This window comes from Halopenitus persicus (assembly GCF_900107205.1).
GTDB classification, from domain to species: Archaea; Halobacteriota; Halobacteria; order Halobacteriales; family Haloferacaceae; genus Halopenitus; species Halopenitus persicus.
Map to the genome: position 1 here is coordinate 1 of NZ_FNPC01000001.1, position 24,294 is coordinate 24,294.

General features: G+C 66.3%; 23 protein-coding genes, 1 tRNA gene and 1 pseudogene. 13 read left to right on the top strand and 12 right to left on the bottom strand.

All coding sequences use genetic code 11. The features are described from left to right. The 5 genes and pseudogenes from BLV25_RS17150 to BLV25_RS00025 all read left to right on the top strand — a co-directional run. Positions 1-672 (top strand): annotated as a pseudogene (locus tag BLV25_RS17150) (hypothetical protein); the annotation flags it as partial. Positions 673-721: 49 nt separating this feature from the next. Further along, complete coding sequence (locus tag BLV25_RS00010) at positions 722-1,099, top strand: truncated hemoglobin (RefSeq protein ID WP_092730117.1); 378 nt, start codon at positions 722-724, stop codon at positions 1,097-1,099. A gap of 62 nt (positions 1,100-1,161) precedes the next feature. Continuing rightward, positions 1,162-1,644, top strand: coding sequence for a TspO/MBR family protein (locus BLV25_RS00015; protein WP_092730119.1), 483 nt, complete (start codon positions 1,162-1,164; stop codon positions 1,642-1,644). 130 nt (positions 1,645-1,774) lie between these two features. After that, entirely contained in the window at positions 1,775-2,236 is a 462-nt protein-coding gene (locus tag BLV25_RS00020) for a hypothetical protein (RefSeq protein ID WP_092730121.1), read from the top strand. Then, entirely contained in the window at positions 2,229-2,561 is a 333-nt protein-coding gene (locus tag BLV25_RS00025; RefSeq protein WP_092730123.1) for a DUF3784 domain-containing protein, read from the top strand. The genes BLV25_RS00020 and BLV25_RS00025 overlap by 8 nt, the downstream gene beginning before the upstream one ends. 63 nt (positions 2,562-2,624) lie before the next feature. Here BLV25_RS00025 and BLV25_RS00030 read toward each other — a convergent pair whose 3' ends face one another. Continuing rightward, positions 2,625-3,068, bottom strand: a complete 444-nt coding sequence (locus tag BLV25_RS00030; RefSeq protein WP_092730125.1) for a pyridoxamine 5'-phosphate oxidase family protein — start codon at positions 3,066-3,068, stop codon at positions 2,625-2,627. A 159-nt stretch (positions 3,069-3,227) separates the two neighbouring features. On the opposite strand from BLV25_RS00030, the gene BLV25_RS00035 reads away from it, so the two are divergent. Next, a complete protein-coding gene (locus BLV25_RS00035) occupies positions 3,228-4,883 on the top strand; it encodes a sensor histidine kinase (RefSeq protein WP_092730127.1) in 1,656 nt (551 codons plus the stop codon). Between the two features lie 216 nt (positions 4,884-5,099). Here the strand turns inward: BLV25_RS00035 and BLV25_RS00040 are convergent, their stop codons facing one another. Continuing rightward, entirely contained in the window at positions 5,100-6,380 is a 1,281-nt protein-coding gene (locus tag BLV25_RS00040) for an MgtC/SapB family protein (RefSeq protein ID WP_092730711.1), read from the bottom strand. A 304-nt stretch (positions 6,381-6,684) separates the two neighbouring features. Here BLV25_RS00040 and BLV25_RS00045 point away from each other — a divergent pair, with 304 nt between their 5' ends. Further along, positions 6,685-7,320, top strand: a complete 636-nt coding sequence (locus BLV25_RS00045; RefSeq protein WP_021074735.1) for an HAD family hydrolase — start codon at positions 6,685-6,687, stop codon at positions 7,318-7,320. 46 nt (positions 7,321-7,366) lie between these two features. Here the strand turns inward: BLV25_RS00045 and BLV25_RS00050 are convergent, their stop codons facing one another. The 3 genes from BLV25_RS00050 to BLV25_RS00060 all read right to left on the bottom strand — a co-directional run bounded on the left by BLV25_RS00050 (position 7,367) and on the right by BLV25_RS00060 (position 11,033). Further along, on the bottom strand, positions 7,367-8,479 hold the full coding sequence (locus tag BLV25_RS00050; RefSeq protein WP_021074734.1) for an NAD(P)-dependent alcohol dehydrogenase: 1,113 nt from the start codon (positions 8,477-8,479) through the stop codon (positions 7,367-7,369). Between the two features lie 106 nt (positions 8,480-8,585). Then, positions 8,586-9,626 (bottom strand): amidohydrolase family protein, encoded by a 1,041-nt coding sequence (locus tag BLV25_RS00055; RefSeq protein WP_039401926.1) that lies wholly within the window; start codon positions 9,624-9,626, stop codon positions 8,586-8,588. 87 nt (positions 9,627-9,713) lie between these two features. Further along, entirely contained in the window at positions 9,714-11,033 is a 1,320-nt protein-coding gene (locus BLV25_RS00060; RefSeq protein ID WP_092730129.1) for an HD domain-containing protein, read from the bottom strand. Positions 11,034-11,209: 176 nt separating this feature from the next. On the opposite strand from BLV25_RS00060, the gene BLV25_RS00065 reads away from it, so the two are divergent. Both BLV25_RS00065 and BLV25_RS00070 read left to right on the top strand, forming a co-directional pair. Then, positions 11,210-11,476 (top strand): DUF7553 family protein, encoded by a 267-nt coding sequence (locus BLV25_RS00065; protein ID WP_092730131.1) that lies wholly within the window; start codon positions 11,210-11,212, stop codon positions 11,474-11,476. A gap of 99 nt (positions 11,477-11,575) precedes the next feature. Further along, positions 11,576-12,223, top strand: a complete 648-nt coding sequence (locus BLV25_RS00070) for a metal-dependent hydrolase (protein WP_256335612.1) — start codon at positions 11,576-11,578, stop codon at positions 12,221-12,223. A gap of 104 nt (positions 12,224-12,327) precedes the next feature. Here the strand turns inward: BLV25_RS00070 and BLV25_RS00075 are convergent, their stop codons facing one another. Further along, positions 12,328-14,094, bottom strand: a complete 1,767-nt coding sequence (locus BLV25_RS00075) for a glutamate--tRNA ligase (RefSeq protein ID WP_092730135.1) — start codon at positions 14,092-14,094, stop codon at positions 12,328-12,330. A gap of 175 nt (positions 14,095-14,269) precedes the next feature. On the opposite strand from BLV25_RS00075, the gene BLV25_RS00080 reads away from it, so the two are divergent. Then, a complete protein-coding gene (locus BLV25_RS00080) occupies positions 14,270-14,515 on the top strand; it encodes a hypothetical protein (RefSeq protein WP_021072684.1) in 246 nt (81 codons plus the stop codon). Positions 14,516-14,539: 24 nt separating this feature from the next. Here BLV25_RS00080 and BLV25_RS00085 read toward each other — a convergent pair whose 3' ends face one another. Further along, on the bottom strand, positions 14,540-15,499 hold the full coding sequence (locus tag BLV25_RS00085; protein ID WP_092730137.1) for a zinc-dependent metalloprotease: 960 nt from the start codon (positions 15,497-15,499) through the stop codon (positions 14,540-14,542). Positions 15,500-15,650: 151 nt separating this feature from the next. Here BLV25_RS00085 and BLV25_RS00090 point away from each other — a divergent pair, with 151 nt between their 5' ends. The 3 genes from BLV25_RS00090 (at position 15,651) to BLV25_RS00100 (ending at position 19,292) form a co-directional block, all read left to right on the top strand. Continuing rightward, positions 15,651-16,712, top strand: a complete 1,062-nt coding sequence (locus BLV25_RS00090) for a M20/M25/M40 family metallo-hydrolase (RefSeq protein ID WP_021072682.1) — start codon at positions 15,651-15,653, stop codon at positions 16,710-16,712. A 178-nt stretch (positions 16,713-16,890) separates the two neighbouring features. Further along, a complete protein-coding gene (purF, locus tag BLV25_RS00095) occupies positions 16,891-18,393 on the top strand; it encodes an amidophosphoribosyltransferase (RefSeq protein WP_092730139.1) in 1,503 nt (500 codons plus the stop codon). A 161-nt stretch (positions 18,394-18,554) separates the two neighbouring features. After that, positions 18,555-19,292 (top strand): halocyanin domain-containing protein, encoded by a 738-nt coding sequence (locus tag BLV25_RS00100; protein WP_021072680.1) that lies wholly within the window; start codon positions 18,555-18,557, stop codon positions 19,290-19,292. 75 nt (positions 19,293-19,367) lie between these two features. Here the strand turns inward: BLV25_RS00100 and BLV25_RS00105 are convergent, their stop codons facing one another. The 5 genes from BLV25_RS00105 to katG form a co-directional block, all read right to left on the bottom strand. Beyond that, on the bottom strand, positions 19,368-19,928 hold the full coding sequence (locus BLV25_RS00105; RefSeq protein ID WP_092730141.1) for a DUF420 domain-containing protein: 561 nt from the start codon (positions 19,926-19,928) through the stop codon (positions 19,368-19,370). A gap of 52 nt (positions 19,929-19,980) precedes the next feature. Continuing rightward, positions 19,981-20,502 carry a helix-turn-helix domain-containing protein gene (locus BLV25_RS00110; RefSeq protein WP_021072678.1) on the bottom strand — a complete coding sequence of 174 codons (522 nt, stop codon included), beginning with the start codon at positions 20,500-20,502 and terminating at the stop codon, positions 19,981-19,983. A 163-nt stretch (positions 20,503-20,665) separates the two neighbouring features. Further along, positions 20,666-20,750, bottom strand: a tRNA-Leu gene (locus tag BLV25_RS00115). A gap of 273 nt (positions 20,751-21,023) precedes the next feature. After that, positions 21,024-21,926, bottom strand: a complete 903-nt coding sequence (locus BLV25_RS00120; RefSeq protein WP_092730143.1) for an EamA family transporter — start codon at positions 21,924-21,926, stop codon at positions 21,024-21,026. Between the two features lie 106 nt (positions 21,927-22,032). Next, positions 22,033-24,192 (bottom strand): catalase/peroxidase HPI, encoded by a 2,160-nt coding sequence (gene katG, locus BLV25_RS00125; RefSeq protein WP_021072675.1) that lies wholly within the window; start codon positions 24,190-24,192, stop codon positions 22,033-22,035. Positions 24,193-24,294: the final 102 nt, after the last annotated feature.

Consider the following 24,294-nt stretch of genomic DNA (forward strand, 5'->3'; position numbering starts at 1 on the left):
GTGCAGTATCTCAAACAACAGTTTCCCGGCACGTGCTTTGTACTCCCGGAGTGGCTACGAACGCCCGAACGGGTGAACTATGGAGCACGCATCTATTTTTTCCGTGAGAACGATGCGCCAGCGCCGGGTGATGTCCTTGACCGGAATATCGACGCGGTCGTCTCGGATGATCGCGCCGCGTTCGAACGGTATCAGGGAGTGCTTCACGGGTATCCGGAGTGCTGCATCGAGTTTTTCTCGGAGTATGAACGAGGAGCGAAAGCTGCTCCGGAGTTGGAAGCGGTTGAACCGATCGTCGAGTACATTGATACAGAGGCGCTTCCGACGGATGAGACTCCGCCACCCTCGATCGGCTCCATCATCGATGGGATATTTGAAACGCCACACGTGTACGCATTCTTTGCACGCGAGTTTTTCCCGGAACCGAGCTGTGAGCAGGCTCGACGCCGCGGAACAGCTATTTACGATTCACTCTGCGACAGCTATCCGCTACCTATCGTCAAGGATTATTTCCGGATCAACGCGGGGTGGAGCTACCTGATGGCAAAAGCAACCACGGCCGAAGTGAAGAGCGCGACACGACCTACCCCGGGATCGATCGGTCAGGAACATCTCTTGTTTTTCCTTCCATTGGCAGTCACGATGCAACAGTATCGAGGTATTGAACGATGACACACCTGGATTTCCAAATTATTTTATCAATGAGCTAAGAGATGGAAGTATGGCGGAATCAACGCTGTACGACCGACTTGGTGAGTACGACGGTATCCGTGCTGTCGTTGATGTGTTCTATGAGAAATTACAGGATGACGAAGAGTTAGGCCCCTTCTTTGAGGATGCAGATCTGGAAAAACTTCGAGAGACACAGACAGATTTCTTGTGTGACGCTGCCGAGGGGCCAGAAACATATGATGCAGAACCAGTTCGTGAGGCACATCTCCATGTACCATTTTCACCATCTCACATCCATCGAGCAATTGAGCTCTTGTACGAGACTCTCGATGAGTCTGGTGTTTCTGATGAGGACGCTGACAAAATTGTCGAAGCGATAGCTGCATATGAAGACGAGCTGCTTGCATCGCCAAGTAACGACGAGTGATTTTCGCCACGCCGAGTCCCCCTGGGCGCAACCACTACCCGTACCCGGTGAGCAGGTGAGATATGTTTCAACGGGGTGGGCTATCGACACGTGAGGGAGTTTTTGCCCTGGGTGTGGTTCTGTTGATGAACGCGCTGGGGGCATTACCGGCGGTGTTCATTGGTGCGGATACGAACTGGATCGATCGCCCGTGGTTCTACCCGCCAGAGATTCTGTTTCCGATCGTCTGGACGTTCCTGTTCACGTTTATGGGAGTGGCCGTATTCATCGTCTGGCGGTATGAAGCGGATCAACGGCCTGTCCGAATCGCTTTCAGTACATTCGCCGTTCAGTTCGCGCTGAACCTAGCCTGGACGCCCGTTTTCTTCGGACTTCAGCGGGCTGATCTAGCACTCGTCGTGATCGTTGTGCTGTGGGTCGCAATTGTTGCTACCATTGTGACGTTCTCCCGCGTCAGCCGTCTCGCCGCCGCATTACTGGTTCCGTATCTTGGATGGGTGTCGTTTGCAGTCGTACTCAATTACGCGATCTACGCTGCAGGATGAACCGATCAAGGGTGACGACCACGCCGTCTCTCGCACGGTGTTCCTGAGAGTGAGTTTCCTATACTGGTGGTTTCGAGTCAGATCTATGGGATGTGAAAAGTATTCAGTGATACGGTCATCAAATAGGCATATGGTCCCAGCTCTTCGAACAGTACTCGTCGGTCGTCCCCGCAGTCGCTATCAGTGGACGCTCGATGGACTCGTTGCCCTCACAGTCCTTATTGGGACGTTCGTGGCGTATGCACTCGGCGTCTTTCAGGTGTCTGGTGGTGTGGTTGTCCTGCCAGGGGCGGCGACACTCGTCGGATTCGCCGTCGCCGCTGGCGTAGGCGCTCGACGGAGTGGGTTGCTCGTGGCGTGGGTCAGCCTGTTCGCAGCCTACATCGGATTTCAAGCCGAGTGGGCGTTCTTGGGGCTCTCGAGCCACTCGCTCGGTGGGAAACTCGCGTTCCTTTTCGATCCGGTTGGATTGGTAGTACTCGGCGTTGCGAGCCTCATCATCGGTACCGTTGGGTTTGCCGTCGGACATCTCGGTCGAGTGGGTATCGAGCAATTTAGAAACCGAACAGTGTCTCAACAGTCCTATGACTGAACCAGCAGTAACCGTGATTGCAGCGGGTGTTTTCGTCGGTATTCTCGGTGTCCTGATTAAGTACGTCGGTGTGATGGGGTTGATCGCTGGATACGACCCTGAGAGGGTAACAGACGAGGAAGAGTTAGCTGATTTTATCGGAACAAATGCGCTCTACGTTGCCGTGTTAACGGTTAGTGTCGGGGTACTAGAACTACGATCATCAACGGCTAACGGCGAGTGGTACTGGCTCGTGTTCGTGATCGCCGTTGTTGCCGTCGCGTTCCGGATGATTCGCGGTGCTCGGCGTTTTGAATCAACTTCCGGACAGAACAATCCAAACTGATACTGTTGAAATCCTCTTCTTCAGTCACATTCCTGTCTGCAACAACTAGTCGCTAAAGGTTGCCTATTGGTCGTCGGGAGTAGGGGTGAAAGCACTGAACTGACGGCCGGATATTGCGGTTGGCTCTAAGCGGTAGTAGTCCATTGTGAATTCTTCTGGTGTCGTTTCGGTGTAAACATTCAGAGTTGGAATAGAAGCGTTTTCTGCGATTGCTGTGGCGGCCTTGGTTTCATCCTTTCCGGGGACAACTTCAATTGGGCCCTGAATAAGGACGCTCTTTGCAGGGTGTTCGTCGTAGACTGTCAACGTCGCTGTCTCTGTCGTTTCGAGGAATCTCATCTTCTTGCTATCAGCTGTGTAGACGAACTGAAAATACACTTTCTCACCGTCATAGCCGAACGATTCTGGAATCGAATACGCTTCTGCACCGTCAGTGAGCGCTAGTACACCAACGCCCGACTCGTAAAGTAGTGTGTCAATTTCTCCCTGCGATAACTCGTCGGTCATACTGATACGTATCTGTTATCTAACCGAATATGTTTTGCTCATCGGTTTAATCAGCGAGTGGTAGCTCATCTCAATTGACAGTGAGAAGGTCAGATAGACCGCTGTCAGAGTACTCGTCCAAACAGTTATCTGACAGCCTGATAACTGCCTTTTATTAGAATGGTGCAACCGCTTCTTCTCGGCCATATCATCATTTTCGCGCTGTCTGCAATTGCCTGCGTGGCAGCGATTCCTCAAGCACGGAAGATCCAGCATCCGGGAACACGGGAAGGGTTCGTTGTCTTCCTCGGTTCAGTCGCCCTGTGGTCTGGGGGATACATCGGCTACCTTCTCGCACCGACGCGTTCGGGAAAAGTTGCGTTCTATATACTTGGGTTTGTGTTCGCGTTCATCGCCGTCGGTGCGTGGCTCTACTTCTGTGCTGCCTATACCGGCCGCCCACCGCGGCACGCCCCGTTCCGAAAGCTCATCCTCGGGACGTTCCTCTTTTTCACTGTACTCAAAGTCACGAATCCACTCCACAATCTCTATTTCACGGCCGAATGGGTCACTGAGCCGTTTCCGCACCTCGTAATCCGCCATGAACTGCTCTACTGGATCGTCTTAGGACTGTCATATGCCGCCATCGCTGTCGGGTTCTTCGTCCTTATGGAGCGGTTCTATCACACTGGTAGCGACAGCCGTCCGCTCGTCGTGCTCGTTGGACTCTCAGGGCTCCCAGCTGTTGCAACGATTATTGGCGGCCAGGTTGACTGGCTGCTCCCGTTAATGTATGAGCCGCCTGGTGTCGCGCTCTTCGCCGTTGGAACGCTATTTTTCTACAGACAGCGATTTGAGGGAATCCGACTCACCGGAGAGTCAGATAAACCGGCGATCTTCCTCGATCAGGAGACCTGTGTCCGGGATTACAACCAAGCAGCCCGTAGACTCTTTCCAGCCCTTGAGGAATCGTTTGGCAAACCTCTAACTGCTGTGAATACGGCACTTGCGGATCATCTCACGAAGCAAGACGTGCTGGCGATTACGCAGAATGACGAGACACGATATTATGACGTGTCAAGCACGCCATTTGTAGCTGGTGAGGTGACGACGGGCCAGTTGGTGACAGTTACCGACGTAACCGAGCGGGAGTCGTATCGGAAACGGCTCGAAGAAAAAACCGAACAGCTTGAAGCCCTGAATCGTGTGGTTCGCCATGACATCCGGAACGATATGGCGGTGATTCTCGGGTGGGCTGAAATCCTGGAAGAACATATCGATGAAGACGGGGAAGAAGCCCTGGAGCGAGTCTTACAGAAGTCCCGGCACGTGATTCAGCTCACAGAGGTCGCACGTGATTTCGTTGAGTCGCTTTCAGAGGATGAGGATGCTGAATTAAAACCAATCGAGCTACAGCCGCTTCTCGACGCGGAACTCGCCGCAGTACGTGATTCGTTCCCGGATGCTCAGTTTCAGGTCTCGGGTGATCTCCCCGACGTGTCGGTACTGGCAAACGAGATGCTCTCCTCGGTCTTCCGGAATATCCTCGAAAATGCAGTTCGACACAACGACAAAGAGGTCCCTGAAATCACGATTAGTTGCGAAGAGGATTCAGACACGATTCGTGTCCGGATTGCAGATAATGGGCCTGGTATCCCCGACAACCAGAAAGACCAGATCTTCGGGAAGGGAAAAAAAGGATTAGACAGCCCCGGATCCGGAATTGGGTTATATCTCGTACATCTCTTAACCCAACAATTCGGGGGCAAGGTATGGGTGAAAGATAACGATCCTAACGGCTCAGTCTTCGTTGTGGAACTTCCCAAAGTAGGGTGAACTCTGATCGCAGTTTGTTGGGGACCAAATAGGGGCCCGTTCGGCGGATGATGCGCCAGATGTTCGGCAGCGAGTAACGGACATCTCACGGCGTTTTTTGGTCTCGCCTGCTCGCGAGCGACCGCGAGGTGGTTTTTCCTCCCGACGCAGCACCCGGACGGAGCCGGGTGGATATCCGGATCCCGACGCCCGGTTCGAAACGGAGCGCTCCGCGACTCACCACAGCCCGGCAACCGCACCGGGTGCGAGCGTCGCGGCGGCACCGAGCCCGACGCCGACCGCGATCAGCGCGAGGCTGTATCCGAGGACCGGCCCGACGAGCGACCGGTCGATCGTGGCGGCGAGGGCGACTTTGACCAGGATCGACGCCACGGTCCCGACGATGACGCCCCAGACCGCGGTATCGGCCGCGATCCCGCCGGTGCTGACCAGCGTGACGGCCGAGGTCACTGCCGTTCCCGAGGAGACGAGCCCCGCGAGAAACATCGTGAGGAGGAACCCGCCGGCGCCGACGGTGGCCTGGGCACCCGCCGCGACCACGAGCACGACCAGGAACAGCGCGCCGAAGGTCAACGCGTTCGTCGTGCTGAACGGGGACGTCAGGTCCGTCTCGATCGTCGCGTCCCAGTCGCTGGTCCACGTCGACAGCGCAACGCCCGCGACCGCGATCCCGCCGAGCGGGAGGCCGACCGCGACCGCCTCGGCGGGGACGAACGCGGCGACGACGACCGCGTTCCGGAGCGCCATCGCCGCGTTGGCCAGGAGGATGGCGCCGACGGCCAACTCGCGAAGCGGGGGATCGACGGCGGCGCGTTTCGCGATCTCCGCGATGACCGCCGTCGAGTTGACGAGCCCGCCGAAGAAGCCGGTGACGGCCAGTCCGCGTCCCTCGTAGCGTTTGAGCAGGGCGTAGTTGCAGAATCCGATCGCGGCGATCGCGATCACGAGCAGCCAGACGACCCGCGGCTGGATGGCGTTCCACGGCCCCATCGGCTCGCTGGGCAACAGCGGATAGACGACGAACGCGAGGATGGCGAACTCGGTGGCCGACCGCACCTCCTCCTTGGAGAGCCCCCAGGCGAACTCGTGGAGTTCCCGTTTCAACACCAACAGCAGGGAGGACAACACCGCGACCGTCACCGCCTCGATGTAGAGCCCCTCGCCGACGAGCGCCCCGATGCTGTAGGCGACGAGCATCGAGACCGACGTCGTCAACGAGAGCCCCTCGTGGTCCTCCCGAATGAAGCTCCGGACCGCGAGCAGGACCGCGTGAGCCACGATCAACAACCCTCCGACGACCAGCAGGCCCGCGGCGTCGAGCACGATGAAGACCGCGCCGAGCAGCGCGAGGAGCGCGAACGTCCGGATGCCCGCGGTCTTGTGGGACCACTCCCGCTCCAACCCGAGGAACATCCCCAACAGCGTCGCGACGACGAGCTTCGTCACCGACGCGTCGAGCTCGGCCACTAGCGCGCCCTCGATGCCCGTCTGGGTCATCGGCATCGGCCCTCGCTCGGGGACGGCGGCGACGTCCATCTCGCCGACGGAACCGTTCGTTCGATCATACGTTGACGTAGACCCGGAGGCACCGAATAGATTACGGATGGCAACGTTTCTCTATATAGAGTATATAACTCCCGCGGCGGTCGACGAGCACGAACCGCGTCGCGAACGTGTCCCGTGGACGGTCCAGTCACGCTCCGTACGCCGACGTCGCGCCGGTGGCTCGTCGGCGTCCCGACGGAGGCAGGGACCGTCGCCCACCACAAGGGCCATTTCCGTCGGGGTCGTAGGGACGTGTATGCTCGCGAGCGCGTACGACTTTCACCTGTTCGACCTCGACGGGACGCTGGTCGACGCCGAGTGGGAGTACACGCGCGGCGTTTTCGATCGCGTCGGCGACCGGCTCGGCCGACGCTTCTCCGACGAACAGGCACGGATCCTCTGGCACGGGCTGACGGGATCGCGCAACGAGACGCTCCGGTCGTGGGGGGTCGACCCCGATGCCTTCTGGAACGCCTTCCACGCCGAGGAGGACCCGTACGAGCGGGCGGCGTCGACGTATCTTCATCCCGACGCCGAGCGCGCCCTCGCGGCGGTCGACGGCCCGACCGGCCTCGTGACCCACTGCCAGGAGTTCCTTACCGATCCCGTCCTCGACGCGCTCGACCTGCGCGACCACTTCGACACGGTCGTCTGCTGTACCGAGTCGACCGGCTGGAAGCCCGACCCCACCCCGCTGGAGCTCGCGATGACCGACCTCGACGTCGATCCCGACCGCGCGCGGGGCTACTACGCGGGCGACGGCGAGGGCGACGTCGGGGCCGCCTGGAACGCCGGCCTCGATGCGGTGCACGTCGAGCGGCTGGGCCACGACGAGCGCGGCCGCTGCGTGCTCGGCGACCACCGCGTCGAGAGCTTCGACCCGCTTTTATGACCGATTCGTCCGGTCGAGACGGTTTATAAACCGCCGCGTCCGGGCGTCAGGGCTCGCTGACGCGCAGGACGGGCTTGATCGTCTCGCCGCTCTCGGAGTCCTCGACGGCCTGCTGGATGTCGGCGAAGTCGTAGTAGGTCACGAGCTCGTCGAAGGGGAACTTCCCCTGTCGGTACAGCTCGATCAGGTCGGGGATGAACTGCTGCGGGTCGCCGTCGCCCTCGACGATGCCCGTGATCGTCCGGCCGTTCAGGATGAGGTTATTGACGTCGTAGCTCGCCTCCGTTCCGAGCGCGGGGGCGCCGATGATCCCGGCGGTTCCGCGTTGGGTGAGCGTCTCGACGACCTGTTCGGCGACCTCGGGGACGCCCGTCGTCTCGAGCGCGTAGTTCACCCCGCCGCCGGTGATCTCGCGGACCGTCTCGACGACGTCGTCGACCTCGCCGGGGTTGACGGTCTCGGTCGCGCCCAGTTCGTCGGCCGTCTCCAGCCGGTTGGGCTTCAGGTCGACCGAGATGATGTCGGTACAGCCCTTGATCCCCGCCGCCATCACCGCCGAGAGGCCGACCGAGCCGGCGCCGAAGATCGCGATCGACGAACCCGCCTGCGGGTCCAGGGAGTTGATGACGCCGCCCGCGCCGGTCTGGATGCCGCATCCCAGCGGACCGAGCAGCTCGAGGGGCACGTCGTCGTCGACCGGGACGACGTTCCGCTCGGTCGCGATCGCGTGCGTCGCGAACGAGGACTGCCCGAAGAAGCGCCCGCTGACGCGCTCGCCGTCCCGCGAGATGGGCGAGGTGCCGTCCTCCGGGCGGGCGCCCGAGAAGTTGTGCTCGAAGAAGTCCTCACAGAAGGCCGGATGCCCGTCCCGACAGCTGCGGCAGTCGCCGTCGTAATCGTAGCTCAACACCACGTTATCGCCCGGTTCGACGCCGGTCACGCCGGGGCCGACCGCCTCGACGACGCCGGACCCCTCGTGGCCCAGCACCGCGGGCAGCGGCGTCGGATACAGCTGGTCGCGGACGATCATGTCCGTGTGGCAAACGCCCGCGCCGACGATCCGAACGAGCACCTCGCCCGCCTGTGGCTCCTCGAGCTGGACCGTGTCGATCTCGAACTCACCCTCGGGCTCGGTAACGAGTGCCGCGTCTACGTCCATCACGATCTATGGATGGGTCCGTCATCCCATAAGCGTGCCCCCGTTCGAACTCGTCACCCGATCCACAGCAGCGGGCCCGACAGCACAACGCGCTCAGCAGCGGGCCCTACAGCACGACGCGCTCGACGTCGTTCGCGCCGGCCCGCCTGACGACCGCCCGGACGAGGTCCTCGGCGCCCGCGAGGTTGTCGGAGTCGCCGTCGAGGACGAGCAGCTTCCCGTCCGCGCCCTCCTCGATGACGCCGCGGTTCAGGCCCGCGATCTCGGCGCCGTTGACCGTCGCCATCCGGAGCACCTCCCGTGCGGAGACGTCGGCGAGCTTGGCGGCGAACTCCATCTCGCGGAACATCGAGGGGGAGTTCAACATCACGTTGTCGGTGCCGAGCGCGACGGTCGTCCGGTCGGCCAGCTCGCGGATGGGCGGGACGCCGACGTTCGTCACGAGGTTCGACCGCGGACAGACGACGACGGGCGTGTCCCGGTCCGCGAGCCGCTCGAGGTGGAGCTCGCCGGCGTGGACCATGTGGACGAGGAAGTCCGGGTCCAGATCCAGCGCCGGGTTGATGTCCAGGTCGTCCCGTTCGCCCGCGTGGATGCCGAAGAGCTTGCCGGCGTTTCGGGTGGCGTTCCGCTCCGCGTCGAAGTCGGCGTCCCGCGCGCCCGAGGCGCCGAAGCCGTCCGCGACCTCGAGGACGGACTCCTCCTCGCGACCCAGAATGACGGCGTCGACGTCCCGCTCGCCGACCGGCTCCGCTCCGCCCGTGCCCGCCAGCGCGTCCCGAAGCGCCGCAACTCCCTCGCGGCCGCCCTCGCGAAACTCGAGGAACGTGCCGGTTCCGGTCGACTCCATATACCGGAGCGACCGGGCCATCGCGGCGACCGTCTCCTCGCGGTCGGCCGCTCGGAGGAGTCGGTGTTTGAGCCCGTCCGGGGGCGCGACGAGTTCGTCGAGCGGGAGGCCGCCGCCGGCTTCCTTGGCGATCGAGTCGCCGATGTGGGTGTGGGCGTTGACGAACGCGGGACAGATCACGGCGTCCTCGTCCGTGTCCGTCTCCTCGACCGCGACGATCTCGCCGTCGGCCACGACGACGCGCCCCTCGACCGGGGTGAACTCGGGTCCGCGGAGGATCGTCCCTTCAACGTGCATGCTCGTTCGGTCCACGCGACGCGGCTTGAAGCTCACGACACCGGGCGTGAAACGTGCGGCTCCCGCCTCGATGACGTCCGGTCGGGATCAGTACTCGTCGAGCGTCGTCTCCAGCCCGCGTCGGACGTCGCTGATGAGCGAATCGGGGTCGAGCCCGAGCACGTCGGCGGCCGCTCGCCCCACCCGGTCGGTGAGCGGCGCGGGGCAGTAGACGCCGAGCCGCCACTGGTTGCGCTGGGCGGTCCGCAGCGCCGAGACGAGCGGCGACTGGTCGCCCAGCCGGCGGATCTCCCCGTTGACGGTGACCCGGGAGGTCGACTCGCGCATCGACGGTTCCGGCGGCACGTCGAGGATCACGTCCACGTCGTCGACGTCCGCCGCCGGGTCGGAGCCGGTAGTCGCCGGATCGGGGCCGGTAGTCGCCGGATCGGGGCCGGTAGTCGCCGGATCGGGGCCGGCAGTCGCCGCGTCGGGGCCGGCTGCCGCGGCGATCTCCCGCTCGAGCTCGCGGACGCGCTCGTGGTCGGCGTCGCGGACCGCGTCCGGGACGTCGTCGTACTCCGCCCAGACGGCTCGCTTGTAGAGGTCGCGCCGATCGTATCGGTCGACGATGGGCTGTGCGGCCTCGGTGCGCCGCAACGCGACGATCAGCTCGTGGTCGTCCATCCGGCGGACCGTCTCGGCGGTCACGTCGGGCGTCTCCAGCAGCCGCGCGGTCGCCCGGCGCAGCATCGCCTTCGAGATGCGCGCGACGTGGTGGGTGTAGACGACGGGGTTCATCAGCGCCCGCGCGAGCAGCAGGCTCTCGGCGGTCTGGACGTTTCCCTCGTCGAGCACGAGCGTGTCGTCGACGAACGTCAGCTCGCGGACCAGCCGCCCGGTGTCGATCGTCCCGTACGGGACGCCGGTGTGGTGGGCGTCGCGCACGAGGTAGTCCATCCGGTCCACGTCGAGTTCCCCGGAGATCAGCCCGGCGTACCGTCCCTCGCCGGCGATGAGCTCCGCGATCCGGTCCGGGTCGAGGTCGTGGTCACGGAGGACGTCGCCGACCGCGCCCGCGGCCACGAGGTCCGCGACGTCGTCGTGGTACTTCCCGGTGTGGCGGTACAGCAGCGACTCGACGTTGTGACTGAAGGGAGCGTGGCCGACGTCGTGGAGGATCGCGGCGGCCTCGATCCGGTCCGCCCGTGTCCCCTCGATCCCGAGATGGTCGAGCGCGCGGCTGGCGAGGTGATAGACGCCGAGGGAGTGCTCGAACCGGGTGTGGTTCGCCGAGGGATACACGAGCGTGACGGTCCCGAGCTGGGAGACCCGCCGCAGCCGCTGGACCGCGGGGGTGTCCAACAGGTCCGCGGCCACCCCGTCGATCCGGATGTGGTCGTGGACGCTGTCCTTGATCGTGACCATACCCGGGTTTCGGCGGCATCGCTTATAAGGGTCGGCGGGCTTCGGCGGCGCCGCTTATAAGGGCCGGCGGGATTCGACGGCATCGCTTATAAACATCGGCGCGAGCCGTGTCGATCCAGCTCGGTTCGGGTCCGGTCGACACAATTGCTATGGGCTTCCCGAACTGAGTGGATCGTATGAGCATCGAGAAGCTTCACGAGGCGAGCGACGTGCTCCGGGAGGCAGCGACCGCGGTCGAGGGATCCGCCGCCGATCGGCTGACCGAACGGGCGGACCGGCTGGCGGCGCTCGCGGACCGCGACCGCGGGCCCGACCACGGCACGGTCGCCCGCCTCCAGCAGAAACTCAAGGACCTCAAGGCGGACGAGCCGGCCGCCGCGGACGCCGTCGACGAGGCGAACGCCCTGCTGAACGAGTACCGCGAGACGGTCGAGGGCGTTTAAAAGGAACGAGACCGGTCGAGCGGGGAGGCCGTCTTCGCCGCGGAGAGCCACACCGCCGACAGCTTCATAGTCTTCTGTCGTCTCGATCAGGACGCAATGATGCAGACCACCCACGCGCTCGTCGGGATGGCGATCGCCACGCCGATCGCCGTCCGATTCCCCGAGCTGGCGGGGATCGTCCTGATCGCGGGGCTCGTGGGCGGCGCGTTTCCCGACCTCGACCTTTATAAGGGACATCGGCGGACGCTCCACTTTCCGGTCCTGTACGCCGCGGCCGCCGTCGTGGCGTCGGTCATCGCCGCGGCCGGCCTCGGCGGCCTCAGCGGGACCGTATCGCTCCCCGGGACAGTCCTGGCGTCGACGCCGACGGTCGCCGCGCTCGCGGTCGGATTCGCCGCCGCGGCTGCCCACTGTCTGATGGACGTGCTCGGCGGGGGCCTCGAGCTTCGGCCGTGGGAGGGCCGGGACGATCGGGCCGTCTACGACCACGTCCGTGGCCGGTGGATCGCGCCCCGTCGATGGATCCGCTACGACGGCTCCCCCGAGGATCTCGGGATCGCGACGGCCGCGGGGCTTCCGGTGTTGGTCGTCGCCGAGGGAGCGCTCTTCGCGCTCGCGGCGGTCCTGCTCGGCGTCTCCGCGGTGTACGTGGCCGTGCGCCGCCGGCTTCCCGACATCGCGGCCGCGATCGCGGCGCGAACGCCCGCGTCGCTGCGGGCGTGGGTTCCGGACCGCTATTTCGACTGATCGAGGCCTCGATTGAACGGCGCTTCGACTGACTCAGGCTTCGACTGAACGACGCTTCGACTGACCCGCAATTCGAGTGACGGTGAACGACCCGCGGGAGGGCCCTACGGGTGCGCGTAGTAGGTGACCAGGTCCTCCTCGCCGGTCGGGCCGTATCCCGACGGGGCGGGCTCGGGATCGAAGGCGTCCAGCCGGACGAACCCGACGCGCTCGAACTGGATCATCTCGTCGACCGCGAGGTCAGCGACTGCGGGCTCGGCGTGGCCGGCCACGTCGCCGTCGACCGTCCGGAGCAGCGTCTCGAGCGACTCCTCGGCCGGGACCCAGTGGACGACCGACACCCCTTCCTCGCGGACCGCCGTGATGTCGTCATCGAGGTACTCGAGGGTCTCGCCGTCAGCGTCGTATCGGACGCAGCCGTATCCCTTCAGCCAGACGCGGTCGCCGTCGGCGGGCAGGTCGGACGCCTCGAGGAGCACCGTTCCGGCGGGGACGGTGCGCGTACCGCGGTCCTCGTGGTCGGGGTGCAGCGGCGGGTGGCCGGCGTCGGGACCGCCCGCGACGTCGAGTTCGACCGCCGGGTCGTCCGCACGGTCGCGTACGAGGAAGTAGCGGTTCGCCTCGTCGTCGATCAGCTCGCGGTTGTTCGCGTACACCGACGACATCGCCAGGTCGACGTCGGAGGTCGACATCCCGAGCTCGACCATCGCGTCGACGATCGCCTGCCCGCGGATCCCGCGGCGGCGCAGCGACCGGATCGTCGGCGCGCGGGGGTCGTCCCACCCGGTCAGCTCGCCGGCCTCGATCAGCTCCTTGATCGTCGACGTCGAGATCTTCACGTTGTACTCGTCGAGCTGGACGTGTCCCCAGTGAAGCACCTCGGGGTACTCCCAGTCGAAGTAGTCGTAGACGAACCGCTGGCGCTTCGCGGAGTCCTGGAGGTCGATCCCGCGGATGATGTGGGTGACGCCGGTGAGGTGGTCGTCGACGCCCGACTGGAAATCCAGCATCGGCCAGCAGCGGTACTCGGCCGCCTCCTCGCGGGGATGCGGCGTGTCGATCAGGCGGAAGGCGACCCAGTCGCGCAGCGCCGGGTTCTTGTGCTCGATGTCGGTCTTCACGCGCAGCACCATCTCGCCGGGGTCGTACTCGCCCGCGACCATCGCCGCGAACTCCTCGTGGATCGTCTCGACGTCCTTCCCACGGTGCGGACAGGCCTCGGCGTTCGCCTTCAGCTCGCTGAACTCGGCGGCCGGACACGAGCAGGTGTAGGCGCCGCCCAGGTCGATCAGATCGCGGGCGTGCTCGTAGTAGGTCTCCATCCGGTCGGAGGCCTTTAAGACGAGGTCGGGCTCGAACCCGAGGTACTCGATGTCCTCGAGGATCGCGTCGTAGGCGTCCAGGTCGGGCCGCTTCGTCTCCGGGTCGGTGTCGTCGAACCGGCAGATGAACTCGCCGTCGTACCGCTCGGCGTAGGTCCCGATCACCGAGGGCATCCGCGCGTGGCCCATATGCCACGGCCCGTTGGGGTTCGGGGCCGCCCGCATCACGACCTCGCCGTCCTCGGCGTTCGGGAGGTCGGGGAGCGCGTGGTCGTCGGTCTCCTCGTCGGCCTCGAGCTCCTCGAGCCGATCGGGCGCGAGTTCCGCCAGGCGCTCGCGGCGCTCGGCGGCGTCCATCCCGGCCACCCGATCCACGATCGGCGCGACGATGCCGGGGATCGCGTCGCCGTGCGGCCGGAAGTCGGGGTTCGATCCCATGAGCGGCCCCATAATGGCGCCGACGTCGGGGTCGCTGTCGTGTTTGAGCGCGTTGAACAGCGCGGCCTCCTCGGCGGCCGCCTCGACGCGCTCGCGGAGTTCCTCGTCCATACGGTATCGGTCGGCGGCCCGCTAAAAAAGCGACCCGGAACGTCGGCTGCGTCGGCACGCCGTTCGCGACGGTGCCGACCGTCCCGACGCCGAGGCGTCCACCCCCGAGCCACGAGGTTCAAGCCGGTCCGTCCGCAAGGGCGCGTATGTCACCCGGACGGGAGGCGCGCGGCTGATGGTCGACTCGACGCCCGAGGCGGAAGACGACGCCGGCGCCCGCTGGCTCAAGGCTCTGTTCGTGCTCGTCGTCACCGCCTCCGCCGGCGGCGTGGCGCTGGTGGGCGATGCGACGACCGGCCAGCTGCTCGCGGCGCTCGGCGGCGGGTTCCTCGTCTCGCTGGTCCTGTTGTGGTACGTGGTTCGGACGGCCGGCGAATTCACCCCGTCCCGCCGACGCGGGCGGGGCGGTCGTCGGCGGTAGTTCGAGCGTCAACCGCCGTCTGCGTCAGGGATCCACCCGCCGGATCCACGCCGCGGGGTCGTCGATCTCGGCGTCCGTCGGGAGCGCGGCCGGCTCGTCCCAGACGGCGGCCGCGGCCGCGACCCCGCGCTCGTCGGCGACGTGCTCGAAGAAAGCGGCGCCGCGCTCGTACTGGCGCCGTTTCAGTCCGAGCCCGAGGACCCGCCGGAGGATCCGGGCGATCGGTCCGCCGCCCGACCGGCGGGCGTCGAGCTTCCGGCGGAGATCGTCCGTGGCGTCGTCGAAGGCCCGATCCATCAGCAGCTCGGCGTAGCCCTCCACGGCCGTCATCGCGGCGTCGAGCTCGCGGAACGCGTCCCGGTCCAGCTCGCCGTCGGCGATCGCGGCCACGCCGTCCTCCATCCGCGATTCGAGGTAGTCGGGCAGCCACGGCGCCGCGCCGAACTCGGCGGCGTGGGCGACCTCGTGGAACGCGATCCAGCGGCGGAAGCGAGGATAGGAGACGTCGAGCTCGTCGGCGACGCGCACCACGTTCGGGTGGACGAAGTAGAGCCCGTGGTCGGCGGCCGGCTCGTCCGCCAACAGCAGCGGGTCGTACTGGCCGAGCACGTTGCGGGCCAGGAACGCCAACAGCACCGACATCGTGCCGGTGTTCGCGACCCGCGAGAGCTCCGGGAACGCCGGCGCGGCGTGGGACTCCACGGGCGCCATCACGGTCCGGAACGTCTCGACGTTGGCGTCGATCCAGTGGTGGCGGTTCTGCACCTCGACCGTCGGCGGGACGGCGAACGTGATCCCCGCGACCGACCCGAGCCGGTCGCGGGCGTCCCGGACGTCGCTCGCGTAGCCCGCGCGGTCGGCCGGCGAGAGGTCCAGGGCGCCGGGGTCGGTTCCCTCCTTGGCGGCCCTGCCGACCCGGTCCCAGTCCACGACGCCGGTCCCGGAGGCCTCGGCGACCGTGCGGACGCTGCGAAGGAGGTTCATAGCCACGTTCGGGTCCGGTCGCCCAAAGCGCTTGCGTCGCCTCTCGCTGCCGAAGCGGCCAGCATCGTCACGGCGGTCCGCATCCCCGAAGCGGTCCCCGCTCCGTCGATCGAGTCGTCGGTTTGATACGGCTTCCCGTTCAGCGACCGGTATGGACGAGCGCCGACGCGAGTTTCTCGAGACGCTGTTGGAGACGCCGAGCCCCTCGGGCTTCGAGACGAACGGCCAGCGCGTGTGGATCGACCACGTCGAGACGTTCGCCGACGAGGTCCGGACCGACGCCTACGGGAACGCGGTCGCGGTCCACGAGGGGTCGGGCGAGGGCCCGGAGATAGCGGTGACGGGCCACGCCGACGAGATCGGATTCATCGTCCGGGACGTCCTCGAGGACGGGTACCTCCGGATCGCCTCCGTCGGCGGCGCCGACCGCACCGTCTCGAAGGGCCAGCACGTCACGATCCACGCCGACGAGCCGGTGCAGGGCGTGATCGGGCAGACGGCGATCCATCTCCGGGACACGGCCAACGACGAGTACGAGGACGTCTCCGCGCAGTTCGTCGACGTCGGCGCGGCCGACGAGGAGGAGGCACGCGACCTGGTCGAGGTGGGCGATCCGGTCACGGTCTCGACCACGATCCGGGAGCTCGCCGGCACCCGGCTCGCCGCACGCGGGATGGACAACCGCGTCGGAACGTGGTGCGCGGCCGAGGCGCTGCGGCGGGCGGTCGCCGCCGACGTCGACGCGACGGTCTACGCCGTCTCCACCGTGCAGGAGGAGGTCGGCCTGCAGGGGGCGAAGATGGTCGGCTACGACCTCGATCCGGACGCGTTCATCGCGGTCGACGTCACCCACGCCACCGACAACCCCGACGTCGCCGCCAAGCGGCGCGGCCCGGTCGAGCTCGGCGAGGGGCCGGTCATCACCCGCGGCAGCGCGAACCACCCGGTTCTCGTCGATCTGGCCCGGTCGGCGGCGGCCGACGCGGACGTCGACGTCCAGATCCAGGCGGCCGGCACCCGGACCGGGACCGACGCCGACGCCTTCTACACCTCCCGGTCCGGGATCCCCTCGATCAACGTCTCGGTCCCGAACCGGTACATGCACACCCCCGTCGAGGTGATCGACACGACCGACCTCGACGACGTCGCGACCCTGCTCGCGGCGGTCGCCGACGAGGCAAGCGCGCACGACGACTTCCACGTCTCGGTGTAGAACGATTCCACGTCTCCGTCAGGTCCACGTCTCGGTGTAGAACGATTCCACGTCTCCGCGTATTTAATGTAGATATCGATCGTGTTAGATCCACGATCGAGGATCGAACGCTTCGGTATTCGGGGGCAACACGCCACAAACACGAGTCTTTTTAGGAATCGATCCCGCACCGATCGGTATGGAACCCGGAGGGGACGGGATCGCCGCGGGCCCGCGCGAGAAGTGCGGGGTCGTCGGCGTCGCGCTCGAGGACCGACCGGCCGCACGACCGCTGTATTACGCGCTGTACGCGTTACAACACCGCGGACAGGAGTCGGCGGGGATCGTCACCCACGACGGCTTCCAACAGCACGGCCACGTCGAGCGGGGCCTCGTCGGGGACGCCTTCGAGGCGGACGACCTCGAGTCGCTCAACGGGACCACGGGGATCGGCCACGTGCGCTACCCCACCGCGGGCAGCCTCGATAAGAGCTGTGCCCAGCCCTTCTCCGTCTCGTTCAAGTCGGGATCGCTCGGGCTCTCGCACAACGGCAACCTCGTGAACGCCGCCGAGATCCGCGAGGACCTGGCGCGACAGGGGCACGCGTTCACCTCCGACGGCGACACCGAGGTGATCGCCCACGACCTCGCGCGGAACCTCCTCGACGCCGACCTCGTCCGCGCCGTCAAGCGGACGATGGAGCGGATCCACGGCTCCTACTCGCTGACGATCATGCACGACGACACCGTCCTCGGCGTCCGGGACCCGAAGGGGAACCGGCCGCTGTGCATCGGAAAGCTCGACGACGGCTACGTGCTCGCCTCCGAGTCGGCCGCGATCGACACCCTCGACGGCGAGCTGGTCCGGGACGTCCGCCCCGGCGAGCTGGTCGTCCTCGACGCGGACGGCACCGGCTACGACACCTACCAGCTCGTCGAGGAGGAGAACACCGGCCACTGCTTCTTCGAACACGTCTACTTCGCCCGCCCCGACTCGGTGATCGACGACGAGCTCGTCTACGAGGTCCGTCGGGACCTCGGTCGGAAGCTCTGGGCGGAGGCCGGCGTCGAGACCGACGTCGTGATGCCGGTTCCCGACTCCGGCCGGGCGTTCGCCTCCGGCTACGCCGACGCGGCCAACGAGACCACGGCCGACGGCGACCCGCGGCCGGACGGTGACGACGGGGTCGCCTTCGCCGAGGGGCTGATGAAGAACCGCTACGTCGGCCGGACGTTCATCATGCCCACACAGGACGAACGCGAGCGGGCGGTCCGGCTCAAGCTGAACCCGATTCGCTCGACCGTCGAGGGGAAGACGGTCACGATCATCGACGACTCGATCGTCCGGGGCACCACCTCCACCCAGCTCGTCGACCTCGTGAAGGAGGCCGGCGCCGAGGAGGTCCACATGCGGATCGGCGCGCCTCCGATCGTGGCGCCGTGCTATCTGGGCATCGACATGGCGACCCGCGAGGAACTCATCGCGGCCGACCGGTCGACCGAGGAGATCCGCGAGACGATCGAGGCGGACTCCCTGTCGTACCTCTCGATCGACGCGATCGCCGAGACGCTCGCAACGGGACACGAGGACCTCTGTCTGGGCTGTGTCACCGGCGAGTACCCCTTCGACGTCGAGGGCGAGGCGACCGACCGCGACGTCGAGCGCCCCGCGATCGGCGAGTCGCCGCCCGCCGACGACTGACGGCGGAACCGCCGCCGTCGGGACCGCCGCACTGGGATCGCTGACGTCGGATCCGCGGACCAGCTCCACATCGTCTTCTACCCCCGAACATATTCGCATCACCGTCTCAGTCACCGGGAACGACCGACGGGATATTCCCCCTCCACCACGGAACTCTAGATATGTCACTACGTGATTCACCGCGGGAGTCGGCATCGAGCGGAAGCGAGACGACCATCGACCGGCGGGGATTCGTCCGGCTCGGTGCCGGCGCCGCGGCAGCGACCGCCGGGATCGCCGTCGGTGCCGGAAGCGCGGCGGCGAACTACGACGGCTGGCTCGAGGGCGTGAGCAACTACGAGGGAACCGTGGATATGACGGGGCAAGACGAGGTGACGGTGTCCGTCGGCGCCGGCAACGGGCTGCTGTTCGACCCGCCCGCGATCCTCGTCGACCCCGGCACCACGGTGGTCTGGGAGTGGACCGGCCAGGGCGGCCAGCACAACGTCGCGGAGGCCGACGGGGCCTTCGAGTCGGAGCTCGTCCAGGAGGGTGGACACACCTTCGAGCAGACGTTCGAGAGCGAGGGGACGTTCCGGTACCAGTGTGACCCCCACGAGGCGGTCGGGATGAAGGGCGTCGTGGCCGTCGGCAGCACCGACGACGACCTCATCGAACCGTCCGGCGGCGGTAGCGGCGGGGACGGCGGCGGAAGCGGCGGCGATGGCGGCGACGGCGGAAGCGGCGAGGGATCCGGTTCCGGCGACGGAAGCGGCGACGGATCCTCGGAGGACACGCCGGCACCGGCCTCCGGCGGCGTGACCCTCTCCGGAAGCGACCTGTTCGCGATCGCCACCAGCTTCGGGTTCGTGGCGGTGCTGTTCGCCCTCGTGTTCGGCGACATCGACGCCGAGGAGTAGGACGTTCCGAGCGAGCGTCGCGACTCGCCGCCCTCCTCGATCGAATTGAATGCCCGCTCAGAATTGAATGCCCACTCAGAACACGTGGTGCAGCAGCAGGTAGACGCCGACGCCCATCGCGAAGGAGACGATCCACAGCGGGGCCGCGATCCGGCCAACTCGCCGGTGGGCGGTCTCGGGGATCGCAGCGACCGGTCGCGTCAGCGCGGACACCAGCGCGTAACAGACGAGCGGGATGCAGACGATCGCCAACAGGACGTGGACCGCCAGGAACGGAAGGTAGACGTATCGGTAATACACCTCGGGGCCGGGGAACTCGGCGGTCCCGAGGAGGGTCAACCGCCAGAGGTAACACGCGAGGAAGGTGCCGAACAGGACGGTTGACAGCCCCATCAGGGCGCGGTGTCGCCGCACGTCGCCGTTCCGGATCGCCCGCCCGCCGGCCGCGATCGTTCCGATGGCGACGACCGAGATGACGGCGTTGAGGTGGGCGAACGCCGACAGCACTGCGTCCCCCGGGTCGGGAACGTATCCCGTGGGGATCGATCCGGTCACCGCGGCGAACACGAGCGCCAACGCGGCCGCCGACAGCAGCGCCGCCACCGCCGGCACGTGGTCGCGAGCTCGAAGGGCCATACCGGACCTACGGCATCCCCGGTGAAAGGGCCTCCCGTTCCGGTCGCCGCGGTTACTCGTCGACGAGGGCGGCGTCGAGATGCTCCTCGAGCGCCCGGATGACCGACCCGCCGACGTTCGCGCGGGCGGCTCGACCCTGTTCGACCGCCAGGATGTCGTCCTCCGCGAGGCCGGTCTCCTCGGAGAGCTCCTCGATCGTCAGTCCCGCGTCCTGGCGCGCCTGTTCGGCGCGTGCGCCGTAGCCGGACACGAGGTAGGGAAGCTGGTCGTCCTCGTAATCGGTGCCGTGTTGCTCCCAGTGGCTGGCGTCGCCCGTTCCCGCGTCGTACATCTTCGCCTGCTTGCGCGCGAGTTCCTGCGACCGACTCGGGGAGTCGTCCCCCCGGTCGGAACCGCCCGACCCGCCGCCCGAACTCGAGTCGGCGCTGTCGTCGTGGGGGCGACAGTTCGAACAGACGAGCAGGGTCGCACCCGCGACCTTCGCTCGTCGGAGATCGCCCGTCTCGCGTCCGCAAAGCTCGCAGGAGTCGCCGTCGCCGCCGCCGCTTGACGACCCCGTCGAGTATTTGGCCATACTCGGGCTACCGGCCGCAGGGTTTTAAAAGAAACGAGGAATCGATCACCCACGGGTCGTCAACGACGCCGCCGCTGGAGGCGTTGTCGTCGAAGGATTGTGCGTGGGTGCTGTCGTAGGGGACAACACCGTGCATCGGTGTGGCGGGTGTGCCGCCGTGCGATGCGTGGGACCGGATTTGAACCGGCGGACCTCTACAGGACAGCGCCCTCAACGCTGCGCCGTTGGCCTGGCTTGGCTACCCACGCGCTCACGTGTTTTTCCGCATTGCCTCCTATCGGAAGGACAGTAAAAGGGCTGTCGATTTTCCGGTTCATCGTGGAACGGGGTCACGCCGTGGGCGTCCCTGCAGGCGATCGGTTCCGAACTGCGGCGCCTGCCGACGCCGACTCGTCCCGAACGACGACGCCCCCGATCCTCTCGACGCTGACTCACCCCTTGACGCCGACGCACCCATCGACGCTGACTCACCCCTTGACGCCGACGCACCCATCGACGCTGATTCACCCTTCGACGCTGACTCACCCCGACAGCGAGACGAGCGCGGCGCCGACAACGACCACGGCCGCAGCCAGGACGAGCCGGAGGGTGACCCGTTCGACGCGTCGCGGCAGGAACGCCGCGGAGATGACGAGCACGACCAGCGGCGAGACCTGGAGGATCGGGATCACGATCACCACCGGCGCGGCCTCCAGCGCGGCGAAGTACGCGATCAGCCCGGCGGAGCTCGAGAGCCCGGCCCAGACGTACCAGCGGCGCCCCTCGCCGTGTCGGGGAAGCGAGATCGCCCCGTCACGAACGCGCCGGTAGCCGAGATAACTGACGGACGCCGTCGTGATCATCACCGAGAGGCCGACGGGGATCGGCGTCCCCGCGGTCAGCCCGACGCGGATCAACACCGGCTCGATCCCGATGAACGTCGCGGCCGCGAGCGGAAGCAGCAGGGACAGTCCGATCCCGCGAAGCGAGGTGTCGCCCCCGGCGTCCGTCGCGGTCAGCCAGGAGATGACGGCGACGCCCGAGACGATACAGAGGATGCCGACGAGGTGTCTCGGGGTGATCGTTTCCCCGAGAAACCACACGGCCAGACCGGTCGAGACCAGCGTCGACGCCGAGACGACGGGCGTCGTCCGGCTGGCACCGATCGCCGTGATCGCCTCGAACATACAGAGGCGCCCGAGCAGCAACCCGGCGAGCCCGGCGGCCGCGAACGCGCCGGCCGCGACCGGCGTGAGGCCGTAATCCGGATAGTAGGCGACCGCCGAGAACGGGACGAGACAGACGAAGTTCACCGCCAGCACGACCGCCAGCGTGTCGGCGACCGTTCCCGTCCGGGTCGCGATCCGAACGATCACGTTGTGGACGGCCCACAACACGGCCGCGAGTGCGGCAAAGATCAGGCCCGCGAGTGCGAGGAGTTCCACGCCTGTACGGCGCTGCGGCGGGAGAAACAAAGAAACGATCGGTCGCGGAAGGCGCGGCCGACGTCAGTCCGACGAGCGAACGGCCGGCGTCACCGGCCGGTTCGCGTCACTCCAGGTCGAAGCGGTCGAGCCGCATGACCTTGCTCCAGGCGTCGACGAAGTCCTGAACGAGCTCCTCCTCGCCGTCCTCGGCTCCGTAGACGTCGGCGACGGCGCGAAGCCGGGAGTTCGATCCGAAGATGAGGTCCAGACGGGTGGCCTCCCACTCGACGTCGCCGGTCTTGCGGTCGCGGATCTCGAAGACGTACCCGTCCTCGTCGACCGGCTCCCACTCGTAGCGCATGTCGAGCAGGTTCACGAAGAAGTCGTTCGTCAGCGCGCCCGGCCGGTCGGTGAGGACGCCGCGGTCGGTGTCCTCGTAGGTCGCGCCCAGCGCGCGCATCCCGCCCACGAGCGCCGTCAGCTCGGGGACCGACAGGTTCAGCAGCTCCGCCTTGTCGACCATCCGTTCCTCGGGCGAGTCGTAGAGGTCGTCGTAGTCGCCCGTGCCGAGGTAGTTCCGGACGGCGTCGACCTTCGGCTCCAGCACCTCGAAGGACTCGACGTCGGTCTGCTCCTGCGTGGCGTCCGTTCGGCCCGGCTCGAACGGAACCGTCACGTCGTAGCCGGCCTCGGCGGCCGCCTGCTCGACGGCCGCGTTGCCGCCCAGCACGATCAGGTCGGCCAGCGAGACCCGCACGTCGTCCGAGCGAGACTCGTTGAACGCCGACTGCACGTCCTCCAGGGTTTCAAGAACCGTCTCCAGCTCCGCGGGCTCGTTGACCTCCCAGCTCCGCTGGGGCTCCAGTCGGATCCGGGCGCCGTTGGCGCCGCCGCGCTTGTCGCTGTCGCGGTAGGTCGATGCGGACGCCCACGCGGTCTTGGCCAGCTGGGAGACGGTCAGGTCCGTCTCGAGGATCTCCTCCTTGAGCTCGGCGGCCTCCGCGTCGCCGATCAGATCGTAGTCGGCGTCGGGAAGCGGGTCCTGCCAGAGCATCGTCTCGTCGGGAACCTCGGGACCGAGGAACCGCTCCGGCGGGCCCATGTCGCGGTGGATGAGCTTGTACCACGCCTTCGCGAACGCCTGCTGGAACTCGTCGGGATGCTCCTGGAAGCGCTCCAGAACTGCCCGGTAGTCGGGGTCGTGTTTCAGGGCGACGTCGGTCGTCAGCATCATCGGCTGTTCCGTCTTCGAGGGGTCCTGCGCGCCCGGCGCGTGCTCGATCTCGTCCGCCTCGACCGGATGCCACTGCCAGGCGCCGCCGGGACCCTTGACCGAGGTCCACTCGTGCTCCAGCAGGTTGTCGATGTAGCCCATGTCCCACCGCGTCGGCGCGTCGGTCCACGGTCCCTCGATGCCGCTGGTGATCATCCCGCCGATGTCCTCGAAGTCGTGCTTCCAGCCGAGACCCTGCTCCTCGATCGGGGCCGCCTCGGGCTCGGGGCCCTGGTGCTTCTCGGGGTCGTCCGCGCCGTGGACCTTCCCGAAGGTGTGGCCGCCGGCGATGAGCGCGACCGTCTCCTCGTCGTTCATCGCCATCCGCTCGAACTCCTCCCGGATGTTCTTCGCGGAGCCTTCGACGTCCGGCTCGCCGTCCGGGCCCTCGGGATTCACGTAGATGAGGCCCATCACGGTGTTCGCGAGCGGGTCCTTGAGGTTGCCGACCTCGCCGTCCTCGTACCGCTCGGGCGAGGTCGTTTCCCACTCGGTCTCGGGCCCCCACTCGACGGCCTCGTTGGACTTGAACTCGTCCGCGCGGCCGCCGGCGAAGCCGTACGTCTCGAAGCCCATCGACTCGAGGGCGACGTTCCCGGCCAGGACGATCAGATCGCCCCACGAGAGCTTGCGGCCGTACTTCTGTTTGACCGGCTGCAGCAGCCGTCGGGCCTTGTCGAGGTTGATGTTGTCAGGCCAGCTGCTCTCCGGCGGGAGCCGCTGCAGCCCGCCGGCCGCGCCGGCGCGACCGTCGAGGGTCCGGTACGTCCCGGCGCTGTGCCACGCCATCCGGATGAAAAGCGGCCCGTAGTGACCGTAGTCGGCCGGCCACCACTCCTTGGAGGTCGTCATTACCTCCTCGATGTCCTCCTTCACCGCCTCGAAGTCGAGTTGCTGGAACTCCTCGGCGTAATCGAAGTCCTCGTCGTACGGACTGACGTCGTGGGCGTTATCGTCGAGCACGTCGAGTCTCAACAGATTCGGCCACCAGTCCTCATTGGACCAGGTCATATACGACTCCTGATTGAGCGGTTAGCCTCTTAAGACTGTCCTCCCCCGATTCAACGGTCGCCGATCGACGACCACGGTCGTGGAGTACCCTCCGTCGCAGTC

Coding starts and splice junctions, on each gene's coding strand:
- BLV25_RS00040 (WP_092730711.1), bottom strand. CDS start 6,380: ATGACCCAGACGGGCATCGAGGGCGCGCTAGTGGCCGAGCTCGACGCG.
- purF (WP_092730139.1), top strand. CDS start 16,891: ATGGAACCCGGAGGGGACGGGATCGCCGCGGGCCCGCGCGAGAAGTGC.
- BLV25_RS00020 (WP_092730121.1), top strand. CDS start 1,775: ATGGTCCCAGCTCTTCGAACAGTACTCGTCGGTCGTCCCCGCAGTCGC.
- BLV25_RS00030 (WP_092730125.1), bottom strand. CDS start 3,068: ATGACCGACGAGTTATCGCAGGGAGAAATTGACACACTACTTTACGAG.
- katG (WP_021072675.1), bottom strand. CDS start 24,192: ATGACCTGGTCCAATGAGGACTGGTGGCCGAATCTGTTGAGACTCGAC.
- BLV25_RS00025 (WP_092730123.1), top strand. CDS start 2,229: ATGACTGAACCAGCAGTAACCGTGATTGCAGCGGGTGTTTTCGTCGGT.
- BLV25_RS00070 (WP_256335612.1), top strand. CDS start 11,576: ATGCAGACCACCCACGCGCTCGTCGGGATGGCGATCGCCACGCCGATC.
- BLV25_RS00060 (WP_092730129.1), bottom strand. CDS start 11,033: ATGGTCACGATCAAGGACAGCGTCCACGACCACATCCGGATCGACGGG.
- BLV25_RS00105 (WP_092730141.1), bottom strand. CDS start 19,928: ATGGCCCTTCGAGCTCGCGACCACGTGCCGGCGGTGGCGGCGCTGCTG.
- BLV25_RS00045 (WP_021074735.1), top strand. CDS start 6,685: ATGCTCGCGAGCGCGTACGACTTTCACCTGTTCGACCTCGACGGGACG.
- BLV25_RS00015 (WP_092730119.1), top strand. CDS start 1,162: ATGTTTCAACGGGGTGGGCTATCGACACGTGAGGGAGTTTTTGCCCTG.
- BLV25_RS00085 (WP_092730137.1), bottom strand. CDS start 15,499: ATGAACCTCCTTCGCAGCGTCCGCACGGTCGCCGAGGCCTCCGGGACC.
- BLV25_RS00080 (WP_021072684.1), top strand. CDS start 14,270: ATGGTCGACTCGACGCCCGAGGCGGAAGACGACGCCGGCGCCCGCTGG.
- BLV25_RS00075 (WP_092730135.1), bottom strand. CDS start 14,094: ATGGACGAGGAACTCCGCGAGCGCGTCGAGGCGGCCGCCGAGGAGGCC.
- BLV25_RS00065 (WP_092730131.1), top strand. CDS start 11,210: ATGAGCATCGAGAAGCTTCACGAGGCGAGCGACGTGCTCCGGGAGGCA.
- BLV25_RS00100 (WP_021072680.1), top strand. CDS start 18,555: ATGTCACTACGTGATTCACCGCGGGAGTCGGCATCGAGCGGAAGCGAG.
- BLV25_RS00035 (WP_092730127.1), top strand. CDS start 3,228: ATGGTGCAACCGCTTCTTCTCGGCCATATCATCATTTTCGCGCTGTCT.
- BLV25_RS00090 (WP_021072682.1), top strand. CDS start 15,651: ATGGACGAGCGCCGACGCGAGTTTCTCGAGACGCTGTTGGAGACGCCG.
- BLV25_RS00010 (WP_092730117.1), top strand. CDS start 722: ATGGCGGAATCAACGCTGTACGACCGACTTGGTGAGTACGACGGTATC.
- BLV25_RS00110 (WP_021072678.1), bottom strand. CDS start 20,502: ATGGCCAAATACTCGACGGGGTCGTCAAGCGGCGGCGGCGACGGCGAC.
- BLV25_RS00050 (WP_021074734.1), bottom strand. CDS start 8,479: ATGGACGTAGACGCGGCACTCGTTACCGAGCCCGAGGGTGAGTTCGAG.
- BLV25_RS00055 (WP_039401926.1), bottom strand. CDS start 9,626: ATGCACGTTGAAGGGACGATCCTCCGCGGACCCGAGTTCACCCCGGTC.